22 protein-coding genes are annotated in these 21,873 nt (G+C 73.1%); 11 read left to right on the top strand and 11 right to left on the bottom strand.

What is annotated here, in order from left to right:
* Positions 1-9 precede the first annotated feature (9 nt).
* Positions 10-741: a ZIP family metal transporter gene (locus ACFVVO_RS22440; RefSeq protein WP_390057338.1), complete on the bottom strand. Its 732-nt coding sequence runs from the start codon at positions 739-741 to the stop codon at positions 10-12.
* 126 nt (positions 742-867) lie between these two features.
* On the opposite strand from ACFVVO_RS22440, the gene cobM reads away from it, so the two are divergent.
* From cobM to cobC, 6 genes are read left to right on the top strand one after another with little or no spacing between them, the layout of a single operon-like run.
* On the top strand, positions 868-1,686 hold the full coding sequence (cobM, locus tag ACFVVO_RS22435; RefSeq protein ID WP_390057410.1) for a precorrin-4 C(11)-methyltransferase: 819 nt from the start codon (positions 868-870) through the stop codon (positions 1,684-1,686).
* Positions 1,683-2,915 carry a precorrin-6y C5,15-methyltransferase (decarboxylating) subunit CbiE gene (gene cbiE / locus ACFVVO_RS22430; protein ID WP_390057337.1) on the top strand — a complete coding sequence of 411 codons (1,233 nt, stop codon included), beginning with the start codon at positions 1,683-1,685 and terminating at the stop codon, positions 2,913-2,915. Before cobM ends, cbiE begins: the two co-directional genes overlap by 4 nt.
* Positions 2,912-4,627, top strand: coding sequence for a precorrin-3B C(17)-methyltransferase (gene cobJ / locus ACFVVO_RS22425; protein WP_390057336.1), 1,716 nt, complete (start codon positions 2,912-2,914; stop codon positions 4,625-4,627). The genes cbiE and cobJ overlap by 4 nt, the downstream gene beginning before the upstream one ends.
* On the top strand, positions 4,624-5,211 hold the full coding sequence (locus tag ACFVVO_RS22420) for a precorrin-8X methylmutase (protein WP_390057335.1): 588 nt from the start codon (positions 4,624-4,626) through the stop codon (positions 5,209-5,211). The genes cobJ and ACFVVO_RS22420 overlap by 4 nt, the downstream gene beginning before the upstream one ends.
* Entirely contained in the window at positions 5,208-6,128 is a 921-nt protein-coding gene (locus tag ACFVVO_RS22415; protein ID WP_390057334.1) for a sirohydrochlorin chelatase, read from the top strand. Before ACFVVO_RS22420 ends, ACFVVO_RS22415 begins: the two co-directional genes overlap by 4 nt.
* A complete protein-coding gene (gene cobC, locus ACFVVO_RS22410; RefSeq protein ID WP_390057333.1) occupies positions 6,118-7,191 on the top strand; it encodes an Rv2231c family pyridoxal phosphate-dependent protein CobC in 1,074 nt (357 codons plus the stop codon). Before ACFVVO_RS22415 ends, cobC begins: the two co-directional genes overlap by 11 nt.
* A gap of 258 nt (positions 7,192-7,449) precedes the next feature.
* Here the strand turns inward: cobC and ACFVVO_RS22405 are convergent, their stop codons facing one another.
* The 5 genes from ACFVVO_RS22405 to ACFVVO_RS22385 all read right to left on the bottom strand — a co-directional run bounded on the left by ACFVVO_RS22405 (position 7,450) and on the right by ACFVVO_RS22385 (position 12,141).
* Positions 7,450-8,358, bottom strand: coding sequence for an SCO1860 family LAETG-anchored protein (locus tag ACFVVO_RS22405; RefSeq protein ID WP_390057332.1), 909 nt, complete (start codon positions 8,356-8,358; stop codon positions 7,450-7,452).
* Between the two features lie 196 nt (positions 8,359-8,554).
* Positions 8,555-9,646, bottom strand: coding sequence for an amidohydrolase family protein (locus tag ACFVVO_RS22400; protein ID WP_390057331.1), 1,092 nt, complete (start codon positions 9,644-9,646; stop codon positions 8,555-8,557).
* Between the two features lie 31 nt (positions 9,647-9,677).
* Positions 9,678-10,472, bottom strand: a complete 795-nt coding sequence (locus ACFVVO_RS22395; RefSeq protein ID WP_390057330.1) for an amino acid ABC transporter ATP-binding protein — start codon at positions 10,470-10,472, stop codon at positions 9,678-9,680.
* Complete coding sequence (locus ACFVVO_RS22390; RefSeq protein ID WP_390057329.1) at positions 10,469-11,302, bottom strand: amino acid ABC transporter permease; 834 nt, start codon at positions 11,300-11,302, stop codon at positions 10,469-10,471. Before ACFVVO_RS22390 ends, ACFVVO_RS22395 begins: the two co-directional genes overlap by 4 nt.
* Positions 11,299-12,141, bottom strand: a complete 843-nt coding sequence (locus ACFVVO_RS22385) for a transporter substrate-binding domain-containing protein (RefSeq protein WP_390057328.1) — start codon at positions 12,139-12,141, stop codon at positions 11,299-11,301. Before ACFVVO_RS22385 ends, ACFVVO_RS22390 begins: the two co-directional genes overlap by 4 nt.
* A 196-nt stretch (positions 12,142-12,337) precedes the next feature.
* Here ACFVVO_RS22385 and ACFVVO_RS22380 point away from each other — a divergent pair, with 196 nt between their 5' ends.
* The 5 genes from ACFVVO_RS22380 to thpD all read left to right on the top strand — a co-directional run bounded on the left by ACFVVO_RS22380 (position 12,338) and on the right by thpD (position 16,917).
* Complete coding sequence (locus tag ACFVVO_RS22380; protein WP_390057327.1) at positions 12,338-13,438, top strand: pyridoxal-phosphate-dependent aminotransferase family protein; 1,101 nt, start codon at positions 12,338-12,340, stop codon at positions 13,436-13,438.
* Between the two features lie 311 nt (positions 13,439-13,749).
* Positions 13,750-14,268: a diaminobutyrate acetyltransferase gene (gene ectA, locus ACFVVO_RS22375; protein ID WP_390057326.1), complete on the top strand. Its 519-nt coding sequence runs from the start codon at positions 13,750-13,752 to the stop codon at positions 14,266-14,268.
* A 13-nt stretch (positions 14,269-14,281) separates the two neighbouring features.
* Positions 14,282-15,553, top strand: a complete 1,272-nt coding sequence (ectB, locus tag ACFVVO_RS22370; protein ID WP_390057325.1) for a diaminobutyrate--2-oxoglutarate transaminase — start codon at positions 14,282-14,284, stop codon at positions 15,551-15,553.
* A 66-nt stretch (positions 15,554-15,619) separates the two neighbouring features.
* Entirely contained in the window at positions 15,620-16,024 is a 405-nt protein-coding gene (locus ACFVVO_RS22365; protein WP_390057324.1) for an ectoine synthase, read from the top strand.
* A gap of 5 nt (positions 16,025-16,029) precedes the next feature.
* On the top strand, positions 16,030-16,917 hold the full coding sequence (thpD, locus tag ACFVVO_RS22360; protein ID WP_390057323.1) for an ectoine hydroxylase: 888 nt from the start codon (positions 16,030-16,032) through the stop codon (positions 16,915-16,917).
* Between the two features lie 157 nt (positions 16,918-17,074).
* Here thpD and ACFVVO_RS22355 read toward each other — a convergent pair whose 3' ends face one another.
* From ACFVVO_RS22355 to ACFVVO_RS22335, 5 genes are all read right to left on the bottom strand, one after another.
* Positions 17,075-18,136, bottom strand: coding sequence for an aminotransferase class V-fold PLP-dependent enzyme (locus ACFVVO_RS22355; RefSeq protein WP_390057322.1), 1,062 nt, complete (start codon positions 18,134-18,136; stop codon positions 17,075-17,077).
* A 97-nt stretch (positions 18,137-18,233) separates the two neighbouring features.
* Positions 18,234-18,950: a DsbA family oxidoreductase gene (locus ACFVVO_RS22350; protein ID WP_390057321.1), complete on the bottom strand. Its 717-nt coding sequence runs from the start codon at positions 18,948-18,950 to the stop codon at positions 18,234-18,236.
* 77 nt (positions 18,951-19,027) lie between these two features.
* A complete protein-coding gene (locus ACFVVO_RS22345) occupies positions 19,028-19,498 on the bottom strand; it encodes a GNAT family N-acetyltransferase (protein ID WP_390057320.1) in 471 nt (156 codons plus the stop codon).
* A gap of 93 nt (positions 19,499-19,591) precedes the next feature.
* A complete protein-coding gene (locus tag ACFVVO_RS22340; protein WP_390057319.1) occupies positions 19,592-20,200 on the bottom strand; it encodes a DUF1349 domain-containing protein in 609 nt (202 codons plus the stop codon).
* A 45-nt stretch (positions 20,201-20,245) separates the two neighbouring features.
* Positions 20,246-21,775 carry an aldehyde dehydrogenase (NADP(+)) gene (locus tag ACFVVO_RS22335; RefSeq protein WP_390057318.1) on the bottom strand — a complete coding sequence of 510 codons (1,530 nt, stop codon included), beginning with the start codon at positions 21,773-21,775 and terminating at the stop codon, positions 20,246-20,248.
* Positions 21,776-21,873 lie beyond the last annotated feature (98 nt).

Genomic DNA, 21,873 nt, shown 5'->3' with positions numbered 1-21,873 from the left:
CCCGTGCGGTCAGCCGCCGGAGACGCCGACCACCAGCCAGATGAAGGCCGCGCCCGCGACCGTGCACAGCAGGGTGGAGCGGGCGGGGTGCTCGTGGTGGGCCTCGGGGAGGATCTCGGCGGCGGCGAGATAGAGCAGTACGCCGCCGAAGAGGCCGAGATAGCCGCCGAGCACTGGTTCGGGGATGTGGAAGAAGACCGTCGACAGCGCGCCCAGCAGGGGGGCGCAGGCGTCGGCCACCAGCATGCCCATCGCCCGGCGGCGGGCGTTGCCGTACAGGCTCGTGAGGGTGAAGGTGTTGAAGCCGTCGGCGAAGTCGTGCGCGATCACGGCGAGCGCCACGGACGTGCCCATGCCGCCGCCCACCTGGAAGGCCGCGCCGATCGCCACGCCGTCCATGGCGCTGTGACCGACCATCGCGGCCGCCGCCGTCAGGCCCACCTCGGGCGCGCGGTGCTGGTGCTCGGCGCCCCCGTGCGCCGCCTGGCGGGCGGCCAGGGTGCGCTCCACCAGATGGGCCAGCAGGAAGCCGGCCACGAACAGCAGCAGGGCCGCCGGTACGCCGAAGATCTCGCGGTCCGCCGCGTGCAGCGCCTCCGGCAGCAGGTCGAGGCCGACCACGCCCAGCATCAGGCCGCCGGCCAGACCCAGGACGAGATGGCGGCGGTCGGTCACACGCTGTGCCGTCCAGCCGCCGGCCAGCGTCATCAGGAACGCGCCGAGCGCGACGAAGACCGCCATGGGCCCTTGCTATCCGATGAAGGTGCCTTCGCGCACATCCGGCGCCTTCCGCACTCCCCCAGACCCTGACGTTTCACCCCAGAACAGACCTGCGTCTTTCCTACGAGAGGACCCCTTCCCATGGCCATGGCCGATGCCCCCACCGGCAAGGTGACGTTCGTCGGTGCCGGCCCCGGCGCCGCCGATCTGCTGACGTTCCGGGCCGCGCGCGCGATCGCGGCGGCCGACGTGGTGATCTGGGCGGCGAGCCTGGTGCAGGCCGAGGTCCTCGAGCACGCGCGGGGGGACGCGGAGATCCTGGACTCGGCGGCCCTGTCGCTGGAGGACGTGGTCGGCGTCTACCGGCGGGCCCGCGCCGAGGGGCTGAAGGTCGCGCGGATCCACTCCGGGGACCCGGCGCTGTGGGGCGGCACGCAGGAGCAGCTCGACCGGTGCGCGGAGATCGGCATCGCGACGGAGGTGGTGCCGGGAGTGTCCTCGTTCTCCGCCGTGGCCGCCCTCGCCCAGCGGGAGCTGACCATCCCCGAGGTGGCCCAGTCGGTCGTCCTGACCCGGCTCGGCGGCGGCAAGACGCCGATGCCGCCCGGTGAGGAGGTGCGCGAGTTCGCCCGGCACGGCACCACGATGGCGGTGTTCCTGTCGGCGGCGCGCAGCGGCCAGCTCGTGCGGGAGCTGCTGGAGGGCGGCTACCCCACGGACACCCCCGTGATCGTCGCGTACCAGGCGACCTGGCCGGAGGAGCTGGTCGTCAGGTGCACGATCGGCACGCTGGAGGAGACGGTCAAGGAACACAAGCTCTGGAAGCACACCCTCTTCCTGGTCGGTCCGGCCCTGGGCGCCCACGGGACCCGCTCGCACCTGTACCACCCCGGCCACTTCCACGGGTACCGCAAGGCCGACCCGGAGGCGCGGCGGGCGCTGCGCGAGCAGAGGGCGAAGAGTTGATCACGGTCGTCGGTACGGGGACGGGGGCGCCGGTCGCGGACGAGGTGCTCGCCGGGGCCGCACTCGTCGTGGGCGGGCGGCGACACCTGGACGCCGTGCACCTGCCCGAGGGGGCCGAGCGGATCGTGCTCGGGCCGCTGGCGCCCGCCCTGGACGCGATCGGGGAGTACGCGGGCAAGGGGCTGCCGGTGGTCGTGCTGGCCTCCGGGGACCCGGGGTTCTTCGGGATCACGCGGGCGCTGGCCGAGCGGTTCGGGGCGGGGCGGCTGGACGTGCGGCCGGGGGTGTCCTCGGTGGCCGCCGCGTTCGCGCGGCTGGGGCTGCCGTGGGACGACGCGGTCGTGGTCAGCGCGCACGGGCGTGATCTGCGGACGTCCGTCAACGCGTGCCGGGCGCATCCGAAGGTGGCCGTGCTGACCGGGCCCGGCGCCGGGCCGGCCGAGCTGGGAGCCGCGCTCGGCGGCGGCCGGCTGCTGGTCGTGGCGAGCGCGCTGGGCGATCCGGAGCACGAGCGCGTGGAGCGGGTGACGCCCGCCGAGGCCGCCGCCCGGGACTGGGGTACGGCGGTGAGCGTGGTGCTGTGCCTGGACGAGGCGCGGACGCTGGGCGCCGTGCGGACGGTCGCCGGGGCGGGGGCGCGGCCCGCCGGATGGGCCCTGGACGAGGGCGAGTTCGCGCACCGCGACTCGATGATCACCAAGTTCGAGGTGCGGGCGCTGGCGCTGGCCCGGCTGGGGCCGCGCCTGGGCGACCTGGTGTGGGACGTCGGGGCGGGCTCGGGTTCGGTGGCCGTGGAGTGCGCGCGGCTCGGCGCGGCCGCCGTCGCCGTGGAGCGGACCGCGGACGGGGTCGAGCGGATCCGGGCCAACGCCGCCGCCCACGGAGTCGACGTGGACGTGGTGCACGGTGCGGCGCCGGGCGCGCTGGACGGGCTCGACGAACCCGACGCCGTGTTCGTCGGCGGCGGGGGGCGCGAGCTGGCGGCCATCGTCGGCGCGTGCGCGCGGCGGGCCCGGCGGACCGTCGTCGTCGCCATGGCCGCCCTTGACCGGGTACCGGCCGCGCGCGCGGCACTGACTGGCGCGGGGCTCCACTGCGACGGCGTGCTGTTGCAGTCGTCCCGGCTGGCGCCGCTGCCCGGGGACGTGACCCGGCTGGCGGCGGCCAATCCGGTTTTCCTGCTGTGGGGCGTCCGACCCCCGGCATCCAGTGAAGGAGTAGCGAAGTGATCGGCCTCATTTCCGCCACCGCGGCGGGCGCGGCGGCGCGGGACCGGCTGGCCGCGGCCTGGCCGGACCGTGCGCGGGTGTACGACGGTGGCGCCGGGGAGGCCGTACGGGCCGCGTTCGCCGAGTGCGAGCAGCTGGTCTGCTTCCTGGCGACGGGCGCGGTGGTACGGCTGCTCGCGCCGCTGCTCGGCGACAAGGCGACCGATCCGGGCGTGGTGTGCGTGGACGAGGGCGGCCGGTTCGCGGTGTCGCTGCTCGGCGGGCACGGCGGCGGCGCCAACGAACTCGCCCGCGAGGTGGGCGACCTGCTGGGCGCGGAGCCGGTGGTGACGACCGCGACGGACGCCGTGGGGCTGCCGGGTCTCGACACCCTCGGGTTGCCGTTCGAGGGGGCGGTGGCCGCGGTGTCACGGGCCCTGCTGGACGGCGAACCGGTCGCCCTGGAGGCCGAGTTGCCGTGGCCGCTGCCCGCGCTGCCCACCTCGCCGCGGGGCGCGTACACCGTCCGGCTCACCGACCGGGCCGTCGCGCCTGGCGAGCGGGAGGTGCTGCTCAGGCCGCCGTCCCTGGTGGTCGGCGTGGGCGCCTCCCGGGGCGCGCCGGCGGACGAGGTGCTCGGGCTGGTCGAGGAGGCGCTGCGGGAGGCGGGCCTGTCGCCGCGGTCGGTCGCCGAACTCGCCACCGTGGACGCCAAGTCGGAGGAGCCGGGCATCGTGGCCGCCGCCGGGAGGCTGGGGGTGCCCCTGGTGACGTACCCGGCGGAGGAACTGGCGGACGTGGCGGTGCCCAACCCGTCCGGCGCGCCGCTCGCGGCCGTCGGCACGCCGTCGGTCGCGGAGGCGGCGGCGCTGGCGCGCGGCGGTGAACTCCTCGTGCCCAAGCGGAAGTCGGTACGCGCCGACGGCCGGCCGGCGATGGCGACCTGCGCCGTGGCACGGCGTCCGGGGCGCGGGCGGCTCGCCGTGGTCGGGCTCGGGCCGGGCGCCCGGGACCTGCTCACCCCGCGTGCGGCGGCCGAGCTGCGGCAGGCCTCGGTGCTGGTCGGCCTCGACCAGTACGTCGACCAGATCCGCGATCTGCTGCGGCCCGGCACCCGGGTGCTGGAGTCGGGGCTCGGCGCGGAGGAGGAGCGGGCCCGGACGGCCGTGGCGGAGGCCCGGCGCGGGCACGCGGTGGCGCTGATCGGCAGCGGGGACGCGGGCGTGTACGCCATGGCCTCGCCGGCGCTCGCCGAGGCGTCCGACGACATCGACGTGGTCGGCGTGCCGGGCGTGACGGCCGCGCTGGCCGCGGGGGCGATCCTCGGCGCGCCGCTGGGTCACGACCACGTGTCCATCAGCCTGTCCGACCTGCACACGCCGTGGGAGGTCATCGAGCGGCGGGTGCGGGCGGCGGCCGAGGCGGACATCGTGGTCACCTTCTACAACCCGAGGTCCCGGGGCCGCGACTGGCAGCTGCCCAAGGCGCTCGCGATCCTCGCCGGGCACCGGGACCCGGCGACGCCGGTCGGTGTGGTGCGCAACGCCTCCCGGCCGGACGAGTCGAGCCGGCTGACCACGCTCGGCGAACTGGACCCGGCGACGGTCGACATGATGACGGTCGTCACCGTGGGCAACACCGCGACCCGGAACATCGCCGGCCGCATGGTGACCCCGCGCGGCTACCGCTGGCAGGAAGGCGCGCGGACCGGCCTGCGGGAGGGCGCCCGGTGAACCGTGTCGTCCACCCCATCGAGCAGGAGTCCTTCCGGCGGCTGCGCGCCCGCCTGGACACCTCGCACTTCCCGCCGCTGACCCGGGCGGTGGTGGAGCGGGTCATCCACTCCGCCGCCGACCTGGAGTACGCGACCGACCTCGTCACCGACGAGGGCGACCTGGTGAGGGCGCACGCCGCGCTGCACGCCGGGGCGCCCGTCGTGGTGGACGTGGAGATGGTCGCGGCCGGCATCACCCGGCGGGAGACCGTCTGCCGGCTGAAGGACGCCGCGGCCGGTCCGGGGCTGACCCGTTCGGCGCACGCGATCCGGCTCGCGTACGAGCAGGTCGGGCCGGGCGCCCTGTGGGTGATCGGCTGCGCGCCGACCGCCCTGGAGGAACTGCTCACCCTGGACGCCTCCCCGGCACTCGTCATCGGCCTGCCCGTCGGCTTCGTCGGCGCGGCCGAGTCCAAGGAGGCGTTGCGCGCGAGCGGGCTGCCCGCCGTGAGCAACGTGTCCGAGAAGGGCGGGTCGGCGGTCGCCGCCGCCGCGCTCAACGCCCTGCTGTACCAACCGATTTCTCCGAAGGAGACCCCGTGACCACCTCGCCGCCCGCCCTGCTCATCGCCGGCCACGGCACCCGGGACGAGGCCGGAGCCGAGGCGTTCCGCGACTTCGTTCGGGAGCTGGGCCGCCGCCACCCCGAACTGCCCGTCGCCGGCGGCTTCATCGAGCTGTCCCCGCCGCCGCTGGGCGAGGCGGTCGCCGAGCTGGTGGAGCGGGGCGTACGGCGGTTCGCGGCCGTACCGCTGATGCTGGTGTCCGCAGGGCACGCCAAGGGCGACATCCCGGCGGCGCTGTCCCGGGAGAAGGAACGGCACCCGGGCGTCTCGTACACCTACGGGCGTCCGCTCGGCCCGCACCCGGCGCTGCTGAACGTGCTGGAGCGGCGGCTGGAGCAGGCGCTGGCCGGTACGTCCGCCGAGCGGTCCGACGTGACCGTGCTGCTGGTGGGGCGCGGCTCGACCGACCCGGACGCCAACGCCGAGGTGCACAAGGCGGCCCGGCTGCTGTGGGAGGGGCGCGGCTACGCGGGCGTCGAGACGGCGTTCGTGTCGCTGGCGGCGCCGGACGTGCCGAGCGGGCTCGACCGGTGTGTGCGGCTGGGGGCGCGGCGGATCGTCGTGCTGCCCTACTTCCTGTTCACCGGCATCCTGCCGGACCGGGTGCGCAGGCAGACCGAGGACTGGGCGGCCGCTCGTCCGGAGCTCGAGGTGCGCTCCGCGGACGTCATCGGTCCCGAGCCGGAGCTGCTGGACCTGGTGATGGAGCGGTACGCGGAGGCCGTCAAGGGTGATCTGCGGATGAACTGCGACTCCTGCGTGTACCGGATCGCGCTGCCGGGCTTCGAGGACAAGGTGGGGCTGCCGCAGCAGCCGCACTTCCACCCGGACGACGACGGCCACCACCACGGGCACCACCATCACGGGGGGCACTCGCACAGCCATGCGCACTGAGGAGACCGGGGGCCCGGGCACCGGGCACGATCTGCGTCATCACGGCGACGCGGAGATGCGTGACGACGGCGCCGGGCTGGTCGACCTCGCCGTCAACGTCCGTGCGGACACGCCCCCGCGGTGGCTGCGGGAGGAGATCGCCGCCTCGCTGCCGTCCCTCGCGGCCTACCCGGACGGGCGGGCCGCGCGGGCGGCGGTCGCGGCGCGGCACGGGCTGCCGGTGGAGCGGGTGCTGCTGACGGCGGGGGCGGCGGAGGCGTTCGTGCTGCTGGCGCGGGCGCTGAAGGTGCGCCGGCCGGTCGTGGTGCATCCGCAGTTCACCGAGCCGGAGGCGGCGCTGCGGGACGCGGGGCACACCGTGGACCGGGTGCTGCTGCGGGAGGCGGACGGGTTCCGGCTGGATCCGGCGGCGGTGCCCGAGGAGGCGGACCTGGTGGTGATCGGGAACCCGACGAATCCGACGTCGGTACTGCATCCGGGCGCCTCGATCGCTGAACTCGCCCGGCCCGGCCGGGTGCTGGTGGTCGATGAGGCGTTCATGGACGCGGTGCCGGGTGAGCGGGAGGCGCTGGCCGGGCGGACGGACGTGCCCGGTCTTGTCGTGCTGCGCAGTCTGACCAAGACCTGGGGGCTGGCCGGGCTGCGCATCGGGTACGTGCTGGCCGCGCCGGAGACGATCGCCGGGCTGGAGCGGGCTCAGCCGCTGTGGCCGGTGTCGACGCCGGCGCTCGCCGCGGCCGAGGCGTGTGTGGCCCCCCGGGCGCTGGCGGAGGCGGCGCACGCGGCGCACCGGATCGCGGCGGACCGCGGCCATCTGGTGGCGGGACTCGCCGCGTTCGCGTCCCGCGGGGTGCGGGTGGTGTCGCCCGCGGAGGGGCCGTTCGTGCTGGTGCGTGTGCCCCGGGCGGGTGTCGTACGGCGGCGGTTGCGTGAGCTGGGGTACGCGGTGCGGCGGGGGGACACGTTTCCCGGGCTGGACGGGGACGAGTGGGTGCGGGTGGCGGTGCGGGACCGGGGGACGGTGAGGGGGTTCCTGGCCGCGCTGTCGGCCGCGCTGCCGTAGCCGGGGCTCCGCCCCGGACCACGCCAGCAGCTCCGCTCCCTGGACCCCGTTTCCGACCCGGCCACCCGACTCGGTCGGCTGAGAAGGCACCGTCGGCTCACGCCTCGGCGTGCCCTCGTCACCGCGCCCCCGGCCGACCGTATCGGTCGGCTGAGAAGCGCCGTACCCGCGCCCCCCGCCGACCGTCTCGGCCGGCCGGGGGCGCCACCGTCGCCCCATCGCACCGCCCAGCGGTCCCGGTCGGCCGGGAAGACGTCGTCAGCTCCTGCGGCGGCGGGCCACCGTCACCGCGCCTCCGCCGACCAGCAGCAGTGCCAGGGCGCCGCCCGCGATGTACGGGGTCGAGGAGTCGCCGCCCGTTTCCGCGAGGTCGGCCTGGGCGCCCGGGGCGCCCTGGGGCTCGACCTCGGGGGCGGTGCCGGCGTGGCTCGGGGCTGTGCGGCGGGCGGGTGCGGGGGTTTCGCAGGTGGCCTTGGCGAGGGTGACCGTGCCGTTCACCTCGGCCACGTTCAGCTTCAACGGGTTGACGGACACCTTGAGTTCGAGTGCCGTGGCGGCCGCCGTACGGGACGTGGTCCGGCGCCGGGAGAGGTCGAGGCGGACCTCGCCGACGCCGGGCACCTTCACCTCGGTCGGGCCGCCGGCGGTCAGCGTGACCCGCTTGCCGAGGACCGTGACGGCGCCGAGGACGTTCGCGGAGGCGACCGGTGCCTTCCCGGCGGCGCAGGTCGCCTTGGCGGTGACCGTGCCGACCTCCACCACGGAGAGCAGGGGCAGGCCCGGGACGTGCAGCCTGGCGTGGGCGAGGCGGACCGAGCCCTCGGCGAGCCGGCCGTTCGCCGTGGCCCTGGCCGAGGCGGCCTCCGCGCGGAGGACCGTGAACGGCCGGCCGCCGTTCACGCCGTCGAGCCGGGCCGTCAGGGCCGTCCTGTCCGCGCTGCGCGGCGCCTGGACCTCGTTGAGGCTGACCGCGAGCGGGACGTTCACGGTCTTGTTGAGCAGGGACACGTCGAGCCCGGTACGGAGCACGACGGCGGAGGCGCGACCGTGGCCGGTAGTGGCGTGCGCGGCGCTCGCGCCCAGCAGCGCGGGCGCCGCGGCGAGCGCGGTGACCGTCGCGACCGTGGCGAGTCTGCGTGCGGGCATGCGGAAGTTGTGGCTGTTCAAGGCAGGGACCCCCAGAAGAAACTTGCTTGGGACGCGTCAACCTTGTACGCACTGTGGGTGAACGGTCAGCTATCCTGCGTCACTTCACTCTATCGTGGAGTTTCAGCACATCTCTTCGAATCACCGGGCACATGCGTTCCCCTGCTCCGCTCGGGCCCCTCTGCCGGCTCGTCGGCCCTGCTCCCCCTGCTCCCCCCTACTCCACGACGCGCCCGTTCAGCACCACCCGGCGCGGGGCCGCCAGTACCCGGACGTCCGCCCGCGGGTCGGCCTCGTACACCACGAGGTCGGCCGGCGCGCCCTCCTCGAGGCCTGGGCGGCCCAGCCAGGCGCGGGCGCTCCAGCTCGCCGCGGCCACCGCCTGGACGGGCGGAATGCCCGCGGTGACCAGTTCCGCGACCTCGGCGGCGACCAGGCCGTGGGCCAGGGATCCGCCGGCGTCCGTGCCGACGTAGACCTGGATGCCGGCGTCGTGGGCGCCGCGCACGGTGTCGTAGCGACGCTCGTGCAGCCGGCGCATATGGGCCGACCAGCGCGGATACCTGCGTTCGCCGCCCGCGGCGAGCTGCGGGAAGGTGGCGATGTTGACGAGGGTGGGGACGATCGCCACGCCCCGCTCGGCGAAGAGGGGGATCAGGTCGTCCGTCAGGCCCGTGGCGTGCTCGACGCAGTCGATGCCGGCCTCGACCAGGTCGCGCAGGGAGCTCTCGGCGAAGCAGTGCGCGGTGACACGGGCGCCCAGCCGGTGGGCCTCGGCGATGGCGGCCTCGGCCGCCTCCCGCGGCCAGCAGGCGGACAGGTCGCCGAGGTCGCGGTCGATCCAGTCGCCGACCAGCTTCACCCAGCCGTCGCCGCGCTCCGCCTCCCGGGCGACGTGGGCGACCAGGTCCTCCGGCTCGACCTCCCACGCGTAGTTGCGGATGTAGCGGCGGGTGCGGGCGATGTGCCGGCCCGCCCGGATGATCTTCGGGAGGTCCTCGCGGTCGTCGATCCAGCGGGTGTCGGAGGGCGAGCCGGCGTCCCGGATCAGCAGGGTGCCCCGCTCCCGGTCGGTCAGCGCCTGCTTCTCGGCGGTGTCCGCGTCCACCGGGCCCTCGGCGCCGAGGCCGACGTGACAGTGCGCGTCGACCAGGCCGGGCAGCGCCCAGCCCTCGACGGTGGTGATGTCGCGCGCCCCGGCGGGGCGGTCGTAGGAGACGCGTCCCCCGACCACCCACAGCTCGTCGCGGACGTCCTCGGGCCCGGCCAGGACCCGCCCCCTCACGTGCAGCACCGCGTCATCGCTCATACCCGGCACCTTAGTGAGCCATCGCGGTGAGCTACTCCCCGGGCTTCCCGACCTGGCCCGAGGCCTCCTCCTCGACCTCGGCCATCGCCGGGTCCAGCAGGCGGGAGAGGAAGTGGCGGGTGCGCTCGTGCCGGGGGGCACCGATGACCTGGCCGGGGCTGCCCTCCTCGACGATCACGCCGCCGTCCATGAAGACGACCCGGTCGGCGACCTCTCGCGCGAAGGTCATCTCGTGCGTGACGACCATCATGGTCATGCCCTCCTCGGCGAGCCGGCGCATCACCGCGAGGACGTCCCCGACCAGTTCGGGGTCGAGCGCGGAGGTCGGTTCGTCGAACAGCATCACCTCGGGGCCCATGGCGAGCGCGCGGGCGATGGCCACCCGCTGCTGCTGGCCGCCGGATAGGGAGGACGGGTAGGCCTGCGCCTTCTCGGCCAGGCCGACGCGGGCCAGGTTCTCGGCGGCGGTCCGCGCGGCCGTCGCCCTGTCCCGGCCGAGGACCCGGCGCTGCGGCAGCGTGAGGTTCTCGGTGACGTTCAGGTGCGGGAAGAGGTTGAACTGCTGGAAGACCATGCCGATGCGCCGGCGCACGGCGTCGATGTCGACGTCGGGGTCGGTCAGTTCGGTGCCGCCGACGAAGACCTGGCCCTTGGTGGGCTCCTCGAGCAGGTTCACGCAGCGCAGCAGCGTGGACTTGCCGGAGCCGGAGGGTCCGATGACGCAGACGACCTCGCCCTGGCCGATCTCCAGGTCGATGCCGCGCAGCACATGGTTGTCGCCGAAGGACTTGTGCAGGTCCCGGACCTGGATCTCCGCGCTGCTCATCGGATCGCCTCCTGGGACCTGGACTCCATGCGGCGGACGACGTAGCCGAGCGGGATGGTCACCAGCAGGTAGCACAGGCCCGCGACCAGGATCGGCGTGGAGTTGGCGGTGGTACTGGCCAGATCGCGGCCGTACTTGGACAGTTCGCGCTCCTCCAGGGTGACGCCGAGGAACAGCACCAGCGAGGAGTCCTTGAAGAGCAGGACGAGCTCGTTGGTGAGCGGCGGCAGGATGATCCGGAAGGCTTGCGGGACGATGATCGAGACCATGGCCCGGGCGGGCGAGAACCCGAGCGAACGGGCCGCCTCCATCTGCCCCTTGGGCACGGCCTGGATGCCGGCGCGGATCGTCTCCGCCATGTACGCGGCCGAGACCAGGCCGAGCGCGATGGCGACCTTGCCGTAGGTACCGCCCGGGATCTCCGTGCCCGGGAAGGCGAGCGGCACTGCCACGCCCACGAAGATGAAGATCAGCAGGGCCGGCAGGCCGCGGAAGATCTCGATGTAGACGCCCGCCACCCAGCGGTAAGGGCCCACGGAGGACAGCCGCATCAACGCGATGACCATGCCGAGGACGAGTCCGACGACGAAGCCGGACAGCGTGTAGAGCACGGTGTTCTTCAGCGCCAGCGTGATGACCTCGGGGAACATCTGCTTGGCGATGCTGCCCTGGGCGAACTGGTTCTTCAGCCGGCCCCAGTCCGCCGCGACCGCGAACGCGATCACGGCGGCGGCGAACACGGCGTACTGCACGGCCCGGGACAGGCTGCGGCGCTGCCGCCGGGTCAGGCCCTTCTTCTTCGGCTGGAGTCGTACGCCGGTGTCGGTCATGAGGCCGAGGGAGAGGCGGCGGACGTGTCGTACGGGCCGATCCACTTCTCGTACAGCTTCTTGTACGTGCCGTCGGCCTTCGCGTCGGCGATCGCCTTGTCGAGGGCCTCGCGCAGCTTGGTGTTGCCCTTCTTGACGGTGAACCCGTACTGCTCACCGGTCTTGAGGTTGCCGACGACCTTGAACTTGTCGGCGTTGGCCTTGTCCTTCAGCCAGCCCTGGACGACCGGGTAGTCGATGACGACGGCCTGGACCTGGCCGGTGCGCAGGCCGTTGAGGACCGCGTCGGAGGACTCGAAGGAGATCGGGTCGTAGCCCTTGCCCCTGACGTAGTCCTCGCCGGTCGTCTGCGCCTGGGCGCCGAGCTTCTTGCCCTTGGCCTTGACGTCCTCCAGGGAGTTGATCCCGCTGCTCCTGTCGACCAGGACGGCCTGGGTGGCCTCGAAGTACGGGTCGGAGAAGTCGACGTTCTTCTTGCGCTCGGCGGTGATGGTCATGCCGGCCGCGGCCAGGTCGCACTGCCCAGAGTTGAGGAACGCGCCGGTCTTGAAATTCTCGAACGGCGTGTCGAGGATCTGCTGCTTCACGCCCAGGTTCTTGGCGACGAGGTCGACGAGGGAGACGTCGAAGCCCTGCACCTTGCCGTTCACCTCCGACTGGAACGGCGGGTACGGCAGGTGGGTGCAGGTGGTGAGCTGCCCGGCCTTGACGAGGTGGACCCCCTTGACCGTGGCGCCGCTCCCCCCGTCGCCCGAGGAGCAGCCGGCCACGAGGACGAGCCCGGCCGTGGCGGTGGTGGCGGCCAGAAGGCGGGTCCGGCGCCGGAGGAGCGTATTCATGGGGATCTCCAGTGGGGGGAATCGTGGGTTCCGATTATAAGGAGATGTTTGGGTCTCTCAAACCAAACCGATGGCCGATGGGCTGTCCGGCCTGAGAACTCGCCGGTCGCCGGGGCGGTGGGGGGCGAGAGTTACCCTCATTTCCGTCGGCCTCCGGCCGGCCTCCTGGACCCTCGTGAGCGAAGAGAGCAGCGCCGTGACCCACCCCCTCCTCGATCTGCCCCCGCTGAGCGCCGAACGGTTCGCCGCCATCGAGGACCGGGTGGCCCGGCTGCTGGACACCCGGCAGGACGTGCTGATCACCCAGGGCGAGGCGCTGCTGCCGCTGGAGGGCGCGATCCGCGCGGCGGCCGGACCCGGCACGACGGCGCTGAACGTGATCACGGGCCCGTACGGGCAGACCTTCGGGAACTGGCTGCGGGACTGCGGGGCCACGGTGCACGACGTCGAGGTGCCCTTCCACACGGCGGTGACGGCCGAGCGGATCCGGGAGGCGTTCGCCGCGCATCCGGAGACCGACTTCGTGTCGCTGGTCCACGCGGAGGCGGCGACGGGCAACACCAACCCGGTCGCGGAGATCGGCGAGGTGGTGCGGGAGCACGGCGCGCTGTTCTATCTGGACGCGGTCGCCTCGGTCGGCGCGGAGCCGGTGCTGCCGGACGCGTGGGGCGTGGACCTGTGCGTGATCGGGGCCCAGAAGGCGATGGGCGGACCGGCTGGGGTGTCGGCGATCTCGGTGAGCGAGCGGGCGTGGACGCGCATGGCGGCCAACCCGGACGCCCCGCGCCGCTCGTACCTCTCGCTGCTGGACTGGAAGGACCGCTGGATCGACGGCGGCCGCAAGGCGCTGCCGCACGCTCCCGCCCAGTTGGAGATGCTGGCGCTGGAGGCGTGCCTTGAGCGGATCGAGTCGGCGGGCCTGGACGCGGTGATGGCGCGGCACGCGGCCGCCGCGCGGGCCACCCGGGCGGGGGCGGTGGCCCTGGGCGGCGGCCTGGAGCCGTATGTGTACGAGGCGAAGGACGCGGCGCCGGTGGCCACCACCCTGCGGGTGCCCTCCGGGACGGTGGCCTCGGAGCTGGTGGCGCACGCGCTGGGGAGCGACCCGGGGCTGCCGCTGGCCGCCGGTGGCGGCGCCCTGGCCAAGGAGATGATCCGGGTGAACCACTACGGGCCGCACGCCACGCCGGATGCCGTGCAGGCCTGCCTGGCGGCCCTGGGCGCGGCGCTCGCCGAGCGGGGGCTGACGGTGGACGTGGCGGCGGCCCGCCGGGCGGGCGCCGAAGCCTGGCGGTGACCACGGAAGTCCGTGAAACGACGGCCCGCACACACCGTGCGGGCCGTTTTCATTGCCCGAGTGGGAATTCAAATCACTTTCACAATTTCCGCGAATTCACCTGTCGATAGCTTCCCGTCTTCTTCTGCCCGGTTTTTGCGAAGCTAAACGGGCGGGTTTTCCGGCAAGTTTCATGCGTGTGACACACTCCACAAGTGAGTTCTTTTGTCCCGGTTTGATGTGGGTCAAATCCGACATTCAACCACCGTGGGCGCGAGTCACGGCAACCCTGCCCGTGCATTCTGCAATTTGTCTCGCTAAATTCTTTCCGCATGACTGCCGCACCAGCAGACCTGCTGATCGACCGACCGGCGGTGACCGACGGAGCCTCGCTCTGGCGGCTCGCCAAAGAATCGAAAACCCTCGACCTGAACTCCTCGTACAGCTATCTGCTGTGGTGCCGCGACTTCGCGGCCACCTCGGCGGTGGCCCGCGACGCGGACGGCGAGCCCGTCGGTTTCGTCACCGGGTACGTGCGGCCCGACGACCCCCGCACCCTGCTCGTGTGGCAGGTGGCCGTGGACTCCGCCTACCGCGGCCACGGCATCGCCGCCGCGCTGCTCGACGGGCTGACCGCCCGGCTCGCCGCCGAGCGCGGAATCACCGGCATCGAGACCACCATCACCCCGGGGAACACCGCCTCCGAGCGGCTGTTCACCTCGTTCGCCGCCCGGCACGGCGCGGACCTGACCCGCGAGGTGCTGTTCCCGGCCGGCCTTTTCCCGGACGGCCCGCACGACCCCGAAGTGCTGTACCGCATCGGCCCTCTGACCCCCACCACCGCGCACTGAGGAGCGATTCACCGTGACGATCACCCAGCCCGACCTGAGCGTCTTCGAAACCCTCGAGTCCGAGGTTCGCAGCTACTGCCGCGGCTGGCCCACCGTGTTCGACCGTGCGCAGGGCAGCCGTATGTACGACGAGGACGGCCACGCGTATCTCGACTTCTTCGCCGGGGCCGGCTCACTCAACTACGGGCACAACAACCCGGTGCTCAAACGGGCGCTCATCGACTACCTGTCCCGGGACGGCGTCACCCACGGCCTGGACATGTCGACCACCGCCAAGCGGAGCTTCCTGCAGACCTTCGAGAACCTGGTGCTGCGCCCGCGCGACCTGCCGTACAAGGTCATGTTCCCGGGTCCGACGGGCACCAACGCCGTCGAGTCGGCGCTGAAGCTCGCCCGGAAGGTGAAGGGGCGGGAGGCCATCGTCTCGTTCACGAACGCCTTCCACGGCATGTCCCTGGGGTCCCTCGCGGTCACCGGCAACGCCTTCAAGCGGGCCGGCGCGGGCATCCCGCTGGTGCACGGAACCCCCATGCCGTTCGACAACTACTTCGACGGCCAGGTCCCCGACTTCCTGTGGTTCGAGCGGCTGCTCGAGGACCAGGGGTCGGGCCTCAACAAGCCGGCCGCCGTGATCGTGGAGACCGTGCAGGGCGAGGGCGGCATCAACGTCGCGCGCCCGGAGTGGCTGCGGGCGCTGGCCGAGCTGTGCGAGCGCCAGGACATGCTGCTCATCGTCGACGACATCCAGATGGGCTGCGGCCGTACGGGCGCCTTCTTCTCCTTCGAGGAGGCGGGGGTCACGCCCGACATCGTCACCGTGTCGAAGTCGATCAGCGGCTACGGCCTGCCGATGTCGCTGTGCCTGTTCAAGCCCGAGCTGGACGTCTGGGAGCCGGGCGAGCACAACGGCACCTTCCGCGGCAACAACCCCGCGTTCGTCACCGCCACCGCGGCCCTCGAGACGTACTGGACCGACGGCTCCGCCATGGAGAAGCAGACCCGTACCCGGGGCGAGCAGGTCGAGCAGGCACTGATCTCCATCACCGAGGAGAACCTCGCCGACGTGAAGGAGTACCGCGGCCGCGGCCTGGTGTGGGGCCTGGAGTTCCGCGACAAGGAGCGTGCCTCGCGGGTCGCCCGGCGCGCCTTCGAACTGGGGCTGCTCATCGAGACGTCGGGCCCGGAGGGCGAGGTCGTCAAGCTGCTGCCCGCGCTCACCATCACCCCCGAGGAACTGGACGAGGGTCTCAGCATCCTCTCCCGCTCGGTCCGCGAGACCGTCTGACCGGCTCCGTACGGCCCACCGGCCGCACGAACAGCACACCGTACGACCAGGAGGAAGTTCAGCACCGTGATCGTCCGATCGTTCAAGGACATCGAAGGCACCGACCGGCACATCAAGTCCGCGTCCGGCACTTGGGAGAGCAAGCGGATCGTCCTCGCCAAGGAGCGGGTCGGCTTCTCCGTGCACGAGACCATCCTGTACGCCGGCACCGAGACGCACATGTGGTACGCCAACCACATAGAGGCCGTCGTCTGCACCAAGGGCGAGGCCGAGCTCACCGACCGCGAGACCGCGAAGACGTACACCATCACTCCCGGCACCATGTACCTCCTGAACGGGCACGAGCGGCACACGCTGCGCGTCAAGGAGGACTTCCACTGCATCTGCGTGTTCAACCCGCCCGTGACCGGACGGGAGGACCACGACGAGAACGGCGTCTACCCGCTGCTCACCGAGCCCGAGGAGGTGTGACACCCATGACCGCTGTCACCGACCTGTACCCCAGCCGCGGCACCAGTGAGGTGGCCGTGCCCCGTCAGGACCCGGTGCTCTGGGGCTCCCCGGACACGCCCGGCCCGATCCCGACGGCCGATCTGCAGGCGTACGAGCGCGACGGCTTCCTCGCCGTCGACCAGCTGATCACCCCGGACGAGGTCGAGGTCTACCGGAGCGAGCTGGACCGGCTGGTCTCCGATCCGGCGATCCGGGCCGACGAGCGCTCGATCGTCGAGCCGAAGTCGAAGGAGATCCGCTCGGTCTTCGAAGTGCACCGGATCAGCGAGGTGTTCGCGAAGCTCGTGCGCGACGAGCGGGTGGTCGGCCGGGCCCGGCAGATCCTCGGTTCGGACGTGTACGTCCACCAGTCGCGGATCAACGTCAAGCCGGGCTTCGGCGCGAGCGGCTTCTACTGGCACTCGGACTTCGAGACCTGGCACGCCGAGGACGGCCTGCCGAACATGCGCACGGTGTCCGTCTCGATCGCGCTGACCGAGAACCACGACACCAACGGCGGCCTCATGATCATGCCGGGGTCGCACCGCACGTTCCTGGGCTGCGCGGGGGCCACGCCCGAGGACAACTACAAGAAGTCGCTGCAGATGCAGGACGCGGGCACCCCGTCCGACGAGGGTCTGACGAAGCTGGCCGGCGAGCACGGCATCCGGCTGTTCACCGGCAAGGCCGGCTCGGCGACCTGGTTCGACTGCAACTGCATGCACGGCTCCGGCGACAACATCACGCCGTTCCCGCGCAGCAACGTCTTCATCGTCTTCAACAGCGTGGAGAACAAGGCGGTGGAGCCGTTCGCGGCGCCGGTGCGCAGGCCGGAGTTCATCGGGGCGCGGGACTTCACTCCCGTCCGGTGAGCCGCCTCCGGCCGGGGGTCCGGGGGTCGCCCCCCGGAGGAAACAGCATCGGGGCGCGGGACTTCACTCCGGTGGAGCAGGCCGGGCAGCACCACCCCTCGACCACCGGGCCGGGGCCTCCTCGTGTGGGACGGGAGGCCCCGGCCCGGTCGTGCCGTCAGCCGGACAGCGCGTCCAGCAGACGGTCCACGTCCGTCCGCGTGTTGTAGAGGTGGAAGGCCGCGCGCAGATTGCCCGCGCGGTCGGACACCACGATGCCCGCCTCGCCCAGCGCGGGCGCGCGGTCACCGAGCCCCGGCACCGAGACGATGGCCGAGCCGGGGGCGGGCACCGGCTCGTGGCCGAGGCCGGCGAGCCCGGCCCGGAACCGGTCGGCGAGCCCCACGGCGTGCGCGTGCAGGGCGGGCAGCCCGATCTCCTCGATCAGCTCCAGGGAGCGGCGCAGCCCGGCGTAGGTGAACAGGGCATGGCTGAGGTCGAACTGCCTGGCGGAGTGCGCGAGTTCCTCGACCGGTCCGTAGCAGCTGTCCCACGGCCGCTCCCCCGCGACCCAGCCCGCCAGCACCGGGCTCAGTCCGCCGAAGTCCTCCGGGACCACCAGGAACGCCGCGCCGTGCGGGCCGAGCAGCCACTTGAAGGAGACCGCGGCGCTGAAGTCGAAGGCGGCCGCGTCCATCGGGAGCCAGCCGGCGGACTGGGAGTAGTCGACGTAGGTGCGTGCGCCGTGCTCGCGGGCGGCCTCGCGCACGGCGGCCAGGTCGGCGATCCGTCCGTCGGCGGACTGGGCGGCGCTGAGCGCGACGAGCGCGGTGCCCGGGCGCACGGACTCGGCGATCCGCTCCAGCGGGACCGCGCGGACCTTGAGGTCGCCGCGGACGTGGAACGGGTTCACCACGGAGGTGAAGTCGTCCTCGACGGTCAGGACTTCGGCGCCGGCGGGGAGCGACGCGGCGATCACACCGGTGTGCGCGGCGACCGAGACGCCGGCCGCGACACGGGCGGCCGGAACGCCGGCCAGCCGGGCGTAGGCGGCCCGGCAGGCCTCGACGTCCTCGTACAGTGACAGCAGCGGCCGGCCCTCGGCCCGCAGCAGCGCCGCCTCGTGCAGGGCGGTCACGGTACGGGCGGGCAGCAGGCCGTTGCCGGCGGTGTTGAGGTAGCTGGTCCTGGGGGCGAACTCGGCGCGGACGAGGCTCTCGAACGTCTCCGTGGTCTCCATGGGTCCACTCTGCGGCCCGATGAAGTCGCAGTCCATTGCGTATTTTTGCGTGGATCCTCTCAGCGACCCTTATACGTCCGCGCCGACCTGCGGTTTCTCAGTGCTGGGGCACCTCGCACCCGTCCGGGCCACAGGCCTCGGCGGCGCCCCGGCCGACCGGCTTCAGCGGGGAGCGCTCGCCCCAGGCCCGGGTCAGCGCCTGGGTGAAGACCTCGGCGGGCTGGGCGCCGGAGACGCCGTACGCGCGGTCGAGGACGAAGAAGGGCACGCCGGTGGCACCGAGCTCGGCTGCCTCGCGCTCGTCGGCGCGGACCTCGTCGGCGTGGGCCGCGGGGTCGGCGAGGACCGCCCGGGCCGCCTCGGCGTCCAGGCCGGCCTCGGCGGCCAGCTCCACCAGCCGCTCGTCGCCCTCGGTGTACACGGACCGCTCCTCGGCGAAATTGGCCCGGTAGAGGATCTGAAGCAGCTCGTCCTGCCTGCCCCGGGCCTTGGCGAAGTGCAGCAGGCGGTGCATGTCGAAGGTGCTGCCGTGGTCGCGGTCCCGGGTGCGGTAGTCCAGGCCCTCGGCGGCGGCCTGTGCGCCCAGGTTGTCCTCGCCGGCTCGGGCCTGCGCCTCGCTCATGCCGTACTTCCGGGTGAGCATGGTGAGCACCGGCTGGACGTCGCCCTTGGCGCGGCCGGGGTCCAGTTCGAAGGAGCGGTGCACCACCTCGACGTCGTCGCGGTGCGGGAAGGCCGCGAGCGCCTTCTCGAAGCGGGCCTTTCCGACGTAACACCAGGGACAGGCGATGTCGCTCCAGATTTCGACGCGCATGCTCTCGGCTCTTCTCCAGCTCGTACGGCGGCGGAGGCGGTCTCCGCGCGCGTATGTGAACGTTCAAGCAGCGGGGTTCATTCCCCGGGGACCGTGAACACCAGGTTGAGGTGGAGGTGGCCGTCGTCCGGGTGCTCCGGGTCCGGGACCCAGCCCTGGCGGGCGTAGAAGGCCTGGGCGCGGAGGTTGTCGACGTGCACCTCGAGCGCGGCCGTCCGGGTGCCGTCGGCCCGCCACTGCTCCACGCAGGCGGCGTGCAGGGCCGTGCCGATGCCCCCGCGCCAGTGACCGGGGTCGACGTGGAACTGGAACAGCTTCACCGTGCCGGCGGGCGAGCCCTCCGGGGTGCGGAAGGAGGCCAGCCCCACCAGGCGGGCGTCGCGCACCGCGCACAGCACCTGGCCGTCGGGCCGTTCGATGACCTGCCGCCACCGTTCGGTCCAGTCGACATCCGGGTCCGGAAGGCCGTCCGGGTAGTACGTGGACCGGGCCCGCACCATCACGTCGGCGACGGCCTCCGCCTCCGCGGGCAGGGCCGTCCTGATCATCAGGGACTGGGGAGTCCGGCGCGCATCGATCATGCCCCGGTAGACGTGCCGGGGCGCGGCTCCGGTTCCCCGGGTGCGCCCCGGCCGTCGCGCTCAGGCGCCGTCGCGCAGGTCGTCCGGCCAGCCGGCCCGGAACTCGAGGTGGTCGTAGGTCACCACACAGCCCTCCCCCAGCGGCGACTGGGTCATGAAGCCGACCAGCGCCGCGCCGGACTCCTTCTCCTCGCCCAGGGTGAAGAGCCGGACGAAGGTCCAGTGCCCGCCGTCCCTGGAGGCGTGGAAGGCGAAGGCACGGCCGGTCCGGCTGACCCGCAGCCACACCGAACTTCCCTCCACGGTGAAGGAGTTGGCGTCGTCGGAGTGCCCCCGGGTGACCACCGTGCAGACGGTGGGCACGTCCGGGGAGTACTCGAGACAGAGCTTGGCCCAGGCGCGGTCGCCGACGTGGACGTACAGGACCCCGGCGTCGAAGGAGGCGCCGAACCCCACGGTGACCCTGGCTATGAGCTGGAAGTCCCCCTCGGGCGCCCCGAGCAGCCGGGGCGCGTCGGCGGCGGGGTCGAGGGCCTCGCCGGTGGGCGGCACGAACCGGTCCTGCCGGGGTCCGGCCCAGCCGGTGAGCACGCCGCCCTCGTAGGACCAGTCGCCGTCGGGCCCGTAGGTCCGCAGGGAGAAGGGCAGTTCGGGGAGATCTACGTCCATCGCGCGAGTGTCCCAGGTTCCTTGTCCGGCGTCCGGCCGATCCGTTCAGCGCTCCAGCAGGCCGTTGAACCGGCGGGGCAGCCCGAGCGGGTTGTCGTCGCGCAGTTCCCGGGGCAGCAGGGCCTCGGGCGTGTTCTGGTAGGCGACCGGCCGCAGCCACCGCTCGATGGCGGTGCCGCCCACGGAGGTGGAGGTGGAGGTGGTCGCGGGGTACGGGCCGCCGTGGTGCTGGGCCGGCGCCACCGCCACCCCGGTCGGCCACGCGTCGACCAGCACGCGCCCGGCCAGCGGAGTCAGCTCGGCCAGGATCTCCGCGCCCCGCCCCTCTCCGGCGGCCTCCCCGGCCGACAGGTGGACCGTGGCCGTGAGGTTGCCCGGCAGCCGCGACAGCACCGCCGTGGCCTCGCCGTCGTCGGCGTAGCGGACCACCACGGTCACCGGCCCGAAGCACTCCTCCAGCAGCAGGTCGTACGCCCCCTCGGCGGTCAGACCGCTCGCCGGGACCGTCAGGAAGCCCGCGCTCACCGTGTGCTCGCCTCCCGCGCCCGGCGTGACCGGCGTCTCCACTCCCGGCAGTTGGGCGCGCTCGGCCACACCCGCGATGAAGTTGTCCCGCATCCGGTGGTCGAGCAGCACCCCGGCGGCGGTGTCGCCGACTGCGTCGGCCAGGGACTTCAGCAGCCGGTCGCCGGCGTCGCCGGACGGCACCAGCACCAGGCCCGGCTTGACGCAGAACTGGCCGACGCCGAGGGTCATGGACCCGGCGAGCCCGGAGCCGATCGCCTCGGCCCGCTCGGCCGCGGCCTCCTCGGTGACCAGGACCGGGTTCAGCGAGCCCAGCTCACCGTGGAAGGGGATCGGCGCCGGACGCGCGGCCGCCGCGTCGAACAGGGCGCGCCCGCCGCGCACCGAACCGGTGAAGCCCGCGGCGGCGACCAGCGGGTGCCCGATCAGCTCGACGCCAGCCTCGAAGCCGTGCACGAGGCCGACGACCCCCTCGGGGATGCCGTGTTCGGCGGCGGCCCGGCGCAGCACCCCGGCGACCAGCTCGGACAGGGCCGGATGGTCGGGGTGGGCCTTGACGACCACCGGGCAGCCCGCGGCCAGGGCGCTCGCGGTGTCGCCGCCGGCCACGGAGAAGGCGAAGGGGAAGTTGGAGGCGGAGTAGACGGCCACCACACCCAGCGGAACCCTGTACCGGCGCAGGTCCGGGACGGGCGGGGTGGCGGTGTCGTCGGGGTGGTTGATGATCACGTCCAGGAAGGCGCCCTCGTCGACGATGTCGGCGAAGGCCCGCAACTGGTACACCGTGCGGGCGAGTTCCCCGGTGAGGCGGACCGGCCCGAGGGCGGTCTCGGCGTCGGCGGTCCCGATCAGGCCGTCCGCGGCCGCGTCCAGGCCGGCGGCGGCCGAGCGGAGGAAGGCCGAGCGCACGGCGCGGTCGGCGAGGGCACCGCCCGCGGCCCGCGCCGCCCGGACGGCCGCGTCCACCTCCTGGGCTGTGGCCTCCACCGCGACCTGTTCACGCTGCTTCCCGGTGCGCGGGTCGACACTCCAGACTGGTGCTGCTGCCACCGCGGGTCCCTCCAGATAAGGCCGCATTCGCTGGGTAACCATCAGCCGCGTTCGATATACTGAACACTGTCTCTGATGATGAATATGCTGCTCGGAGA

It is taken from the genome of Streptomyces sp. NPDC058145, assembly GCF_042884245.1.
GTDB lineage: Bacteria > Actinomycetota > Actinomycetes > Streptomycetales > Streptomycetaceae > Streptomyces.
Note: the sequence above shows the minus strand (reverse complement) of the source record. Positions and strands in the feature narration are given on the sequence as shown.

Bases quoted from the DNA above. Each gene is read 5' to 3' on its own strand.
- ACFVVO_RS22440 (WP_390057338.1), bottom strand. From the start codon at position 741: ATGGCGGTCTTCGTCGCGCTCGGCGCGTTCCTGATGACGCTGGCCGGC.
- cobM (WP_390057410.1), top strand. From the start codon at position 868: ATGGCCGATGCCCCCACCGGCAAGGTGACGTTCGTCGGTGCCGGCCCC.
- cobC (WP_390057333.1), top strand. From the start codon at position 6,118: ATGCGCACTGAGGAGACCGGGGGCCCGGGCACCGGGCACGATCTGCGT.
- ACFVVO_RS22400 (WP_390057331.1), bottom strand. From the start codon at position 9,646: ATGAGCGATGACGCGGTGCTGCACGTGAGGGGGCGGGTCCTGGCCGGG.
- ACFVVO_RS22395 (WP_390057330.1), bottom strand. From the start codon at position 10,472: ATGAGCAGCGCGGAGATCCAGGTCCGGGACCTGCACAAGTCCTTCGGC.
- ACFVVO_RS22390 (WP_390057329.1), bottom strand. From the start codon at position 11,302: ATGACCGACACCGGCGTACGACTCCAGCCGAAGAAGAAGGGCCTGACC.
- ACFVVO_RS22385 (WP_390057328.1), bottom strand. From the start codon at position 12,141: ATGAATACGCTCCTCCGGCGCCGGACCCGCCTTCTGGCCGCCACCACC.
- ectA (WP_390057326.1), top strand. From the start codon at position 13,750: ATGACTGCCGCACCAGCAGACCTGCTGATCGACCGACCGGCGGTGACC.
- thpD (WP_390057323.1), top strand. From the start codon at position 16,030: ATGACCGCTGTCACCGACCTGTACCCCAGCCGCGGCACCAGTGAGGTG.
- ACFVVO_RS22355 (WP_390057322.1), bottom strand. From the start codon at position 18,136: ATGGAGACCACGGAGACGTTCGAGAGCCTCGTCCGCGCCGAGTTCGCC.
- ACFVVO_RS22350 (WP_390057321.1), bottom strand. From the start codon at position 18,950: ATGCGCGTCGAAATCTGGAGCGACATCGCCTGTCCCTGGTGTTACGTC.
- ACFVVO_RS22345 (WP_390057320.1), bottom strand. From the start codon at position 19,498: ATGATCAGGACGGCCCTGCCCGCGGAGGCGGAGGCCGTCGCCGACGTG.
- ACFVVO_RS22340 (WP_390057319.1), bottom strand. From the start codon at position 20,200: ATGGACGTAGATCTCCCCGAACTGCCCTTCTCCCTGCGGACCTACGGG.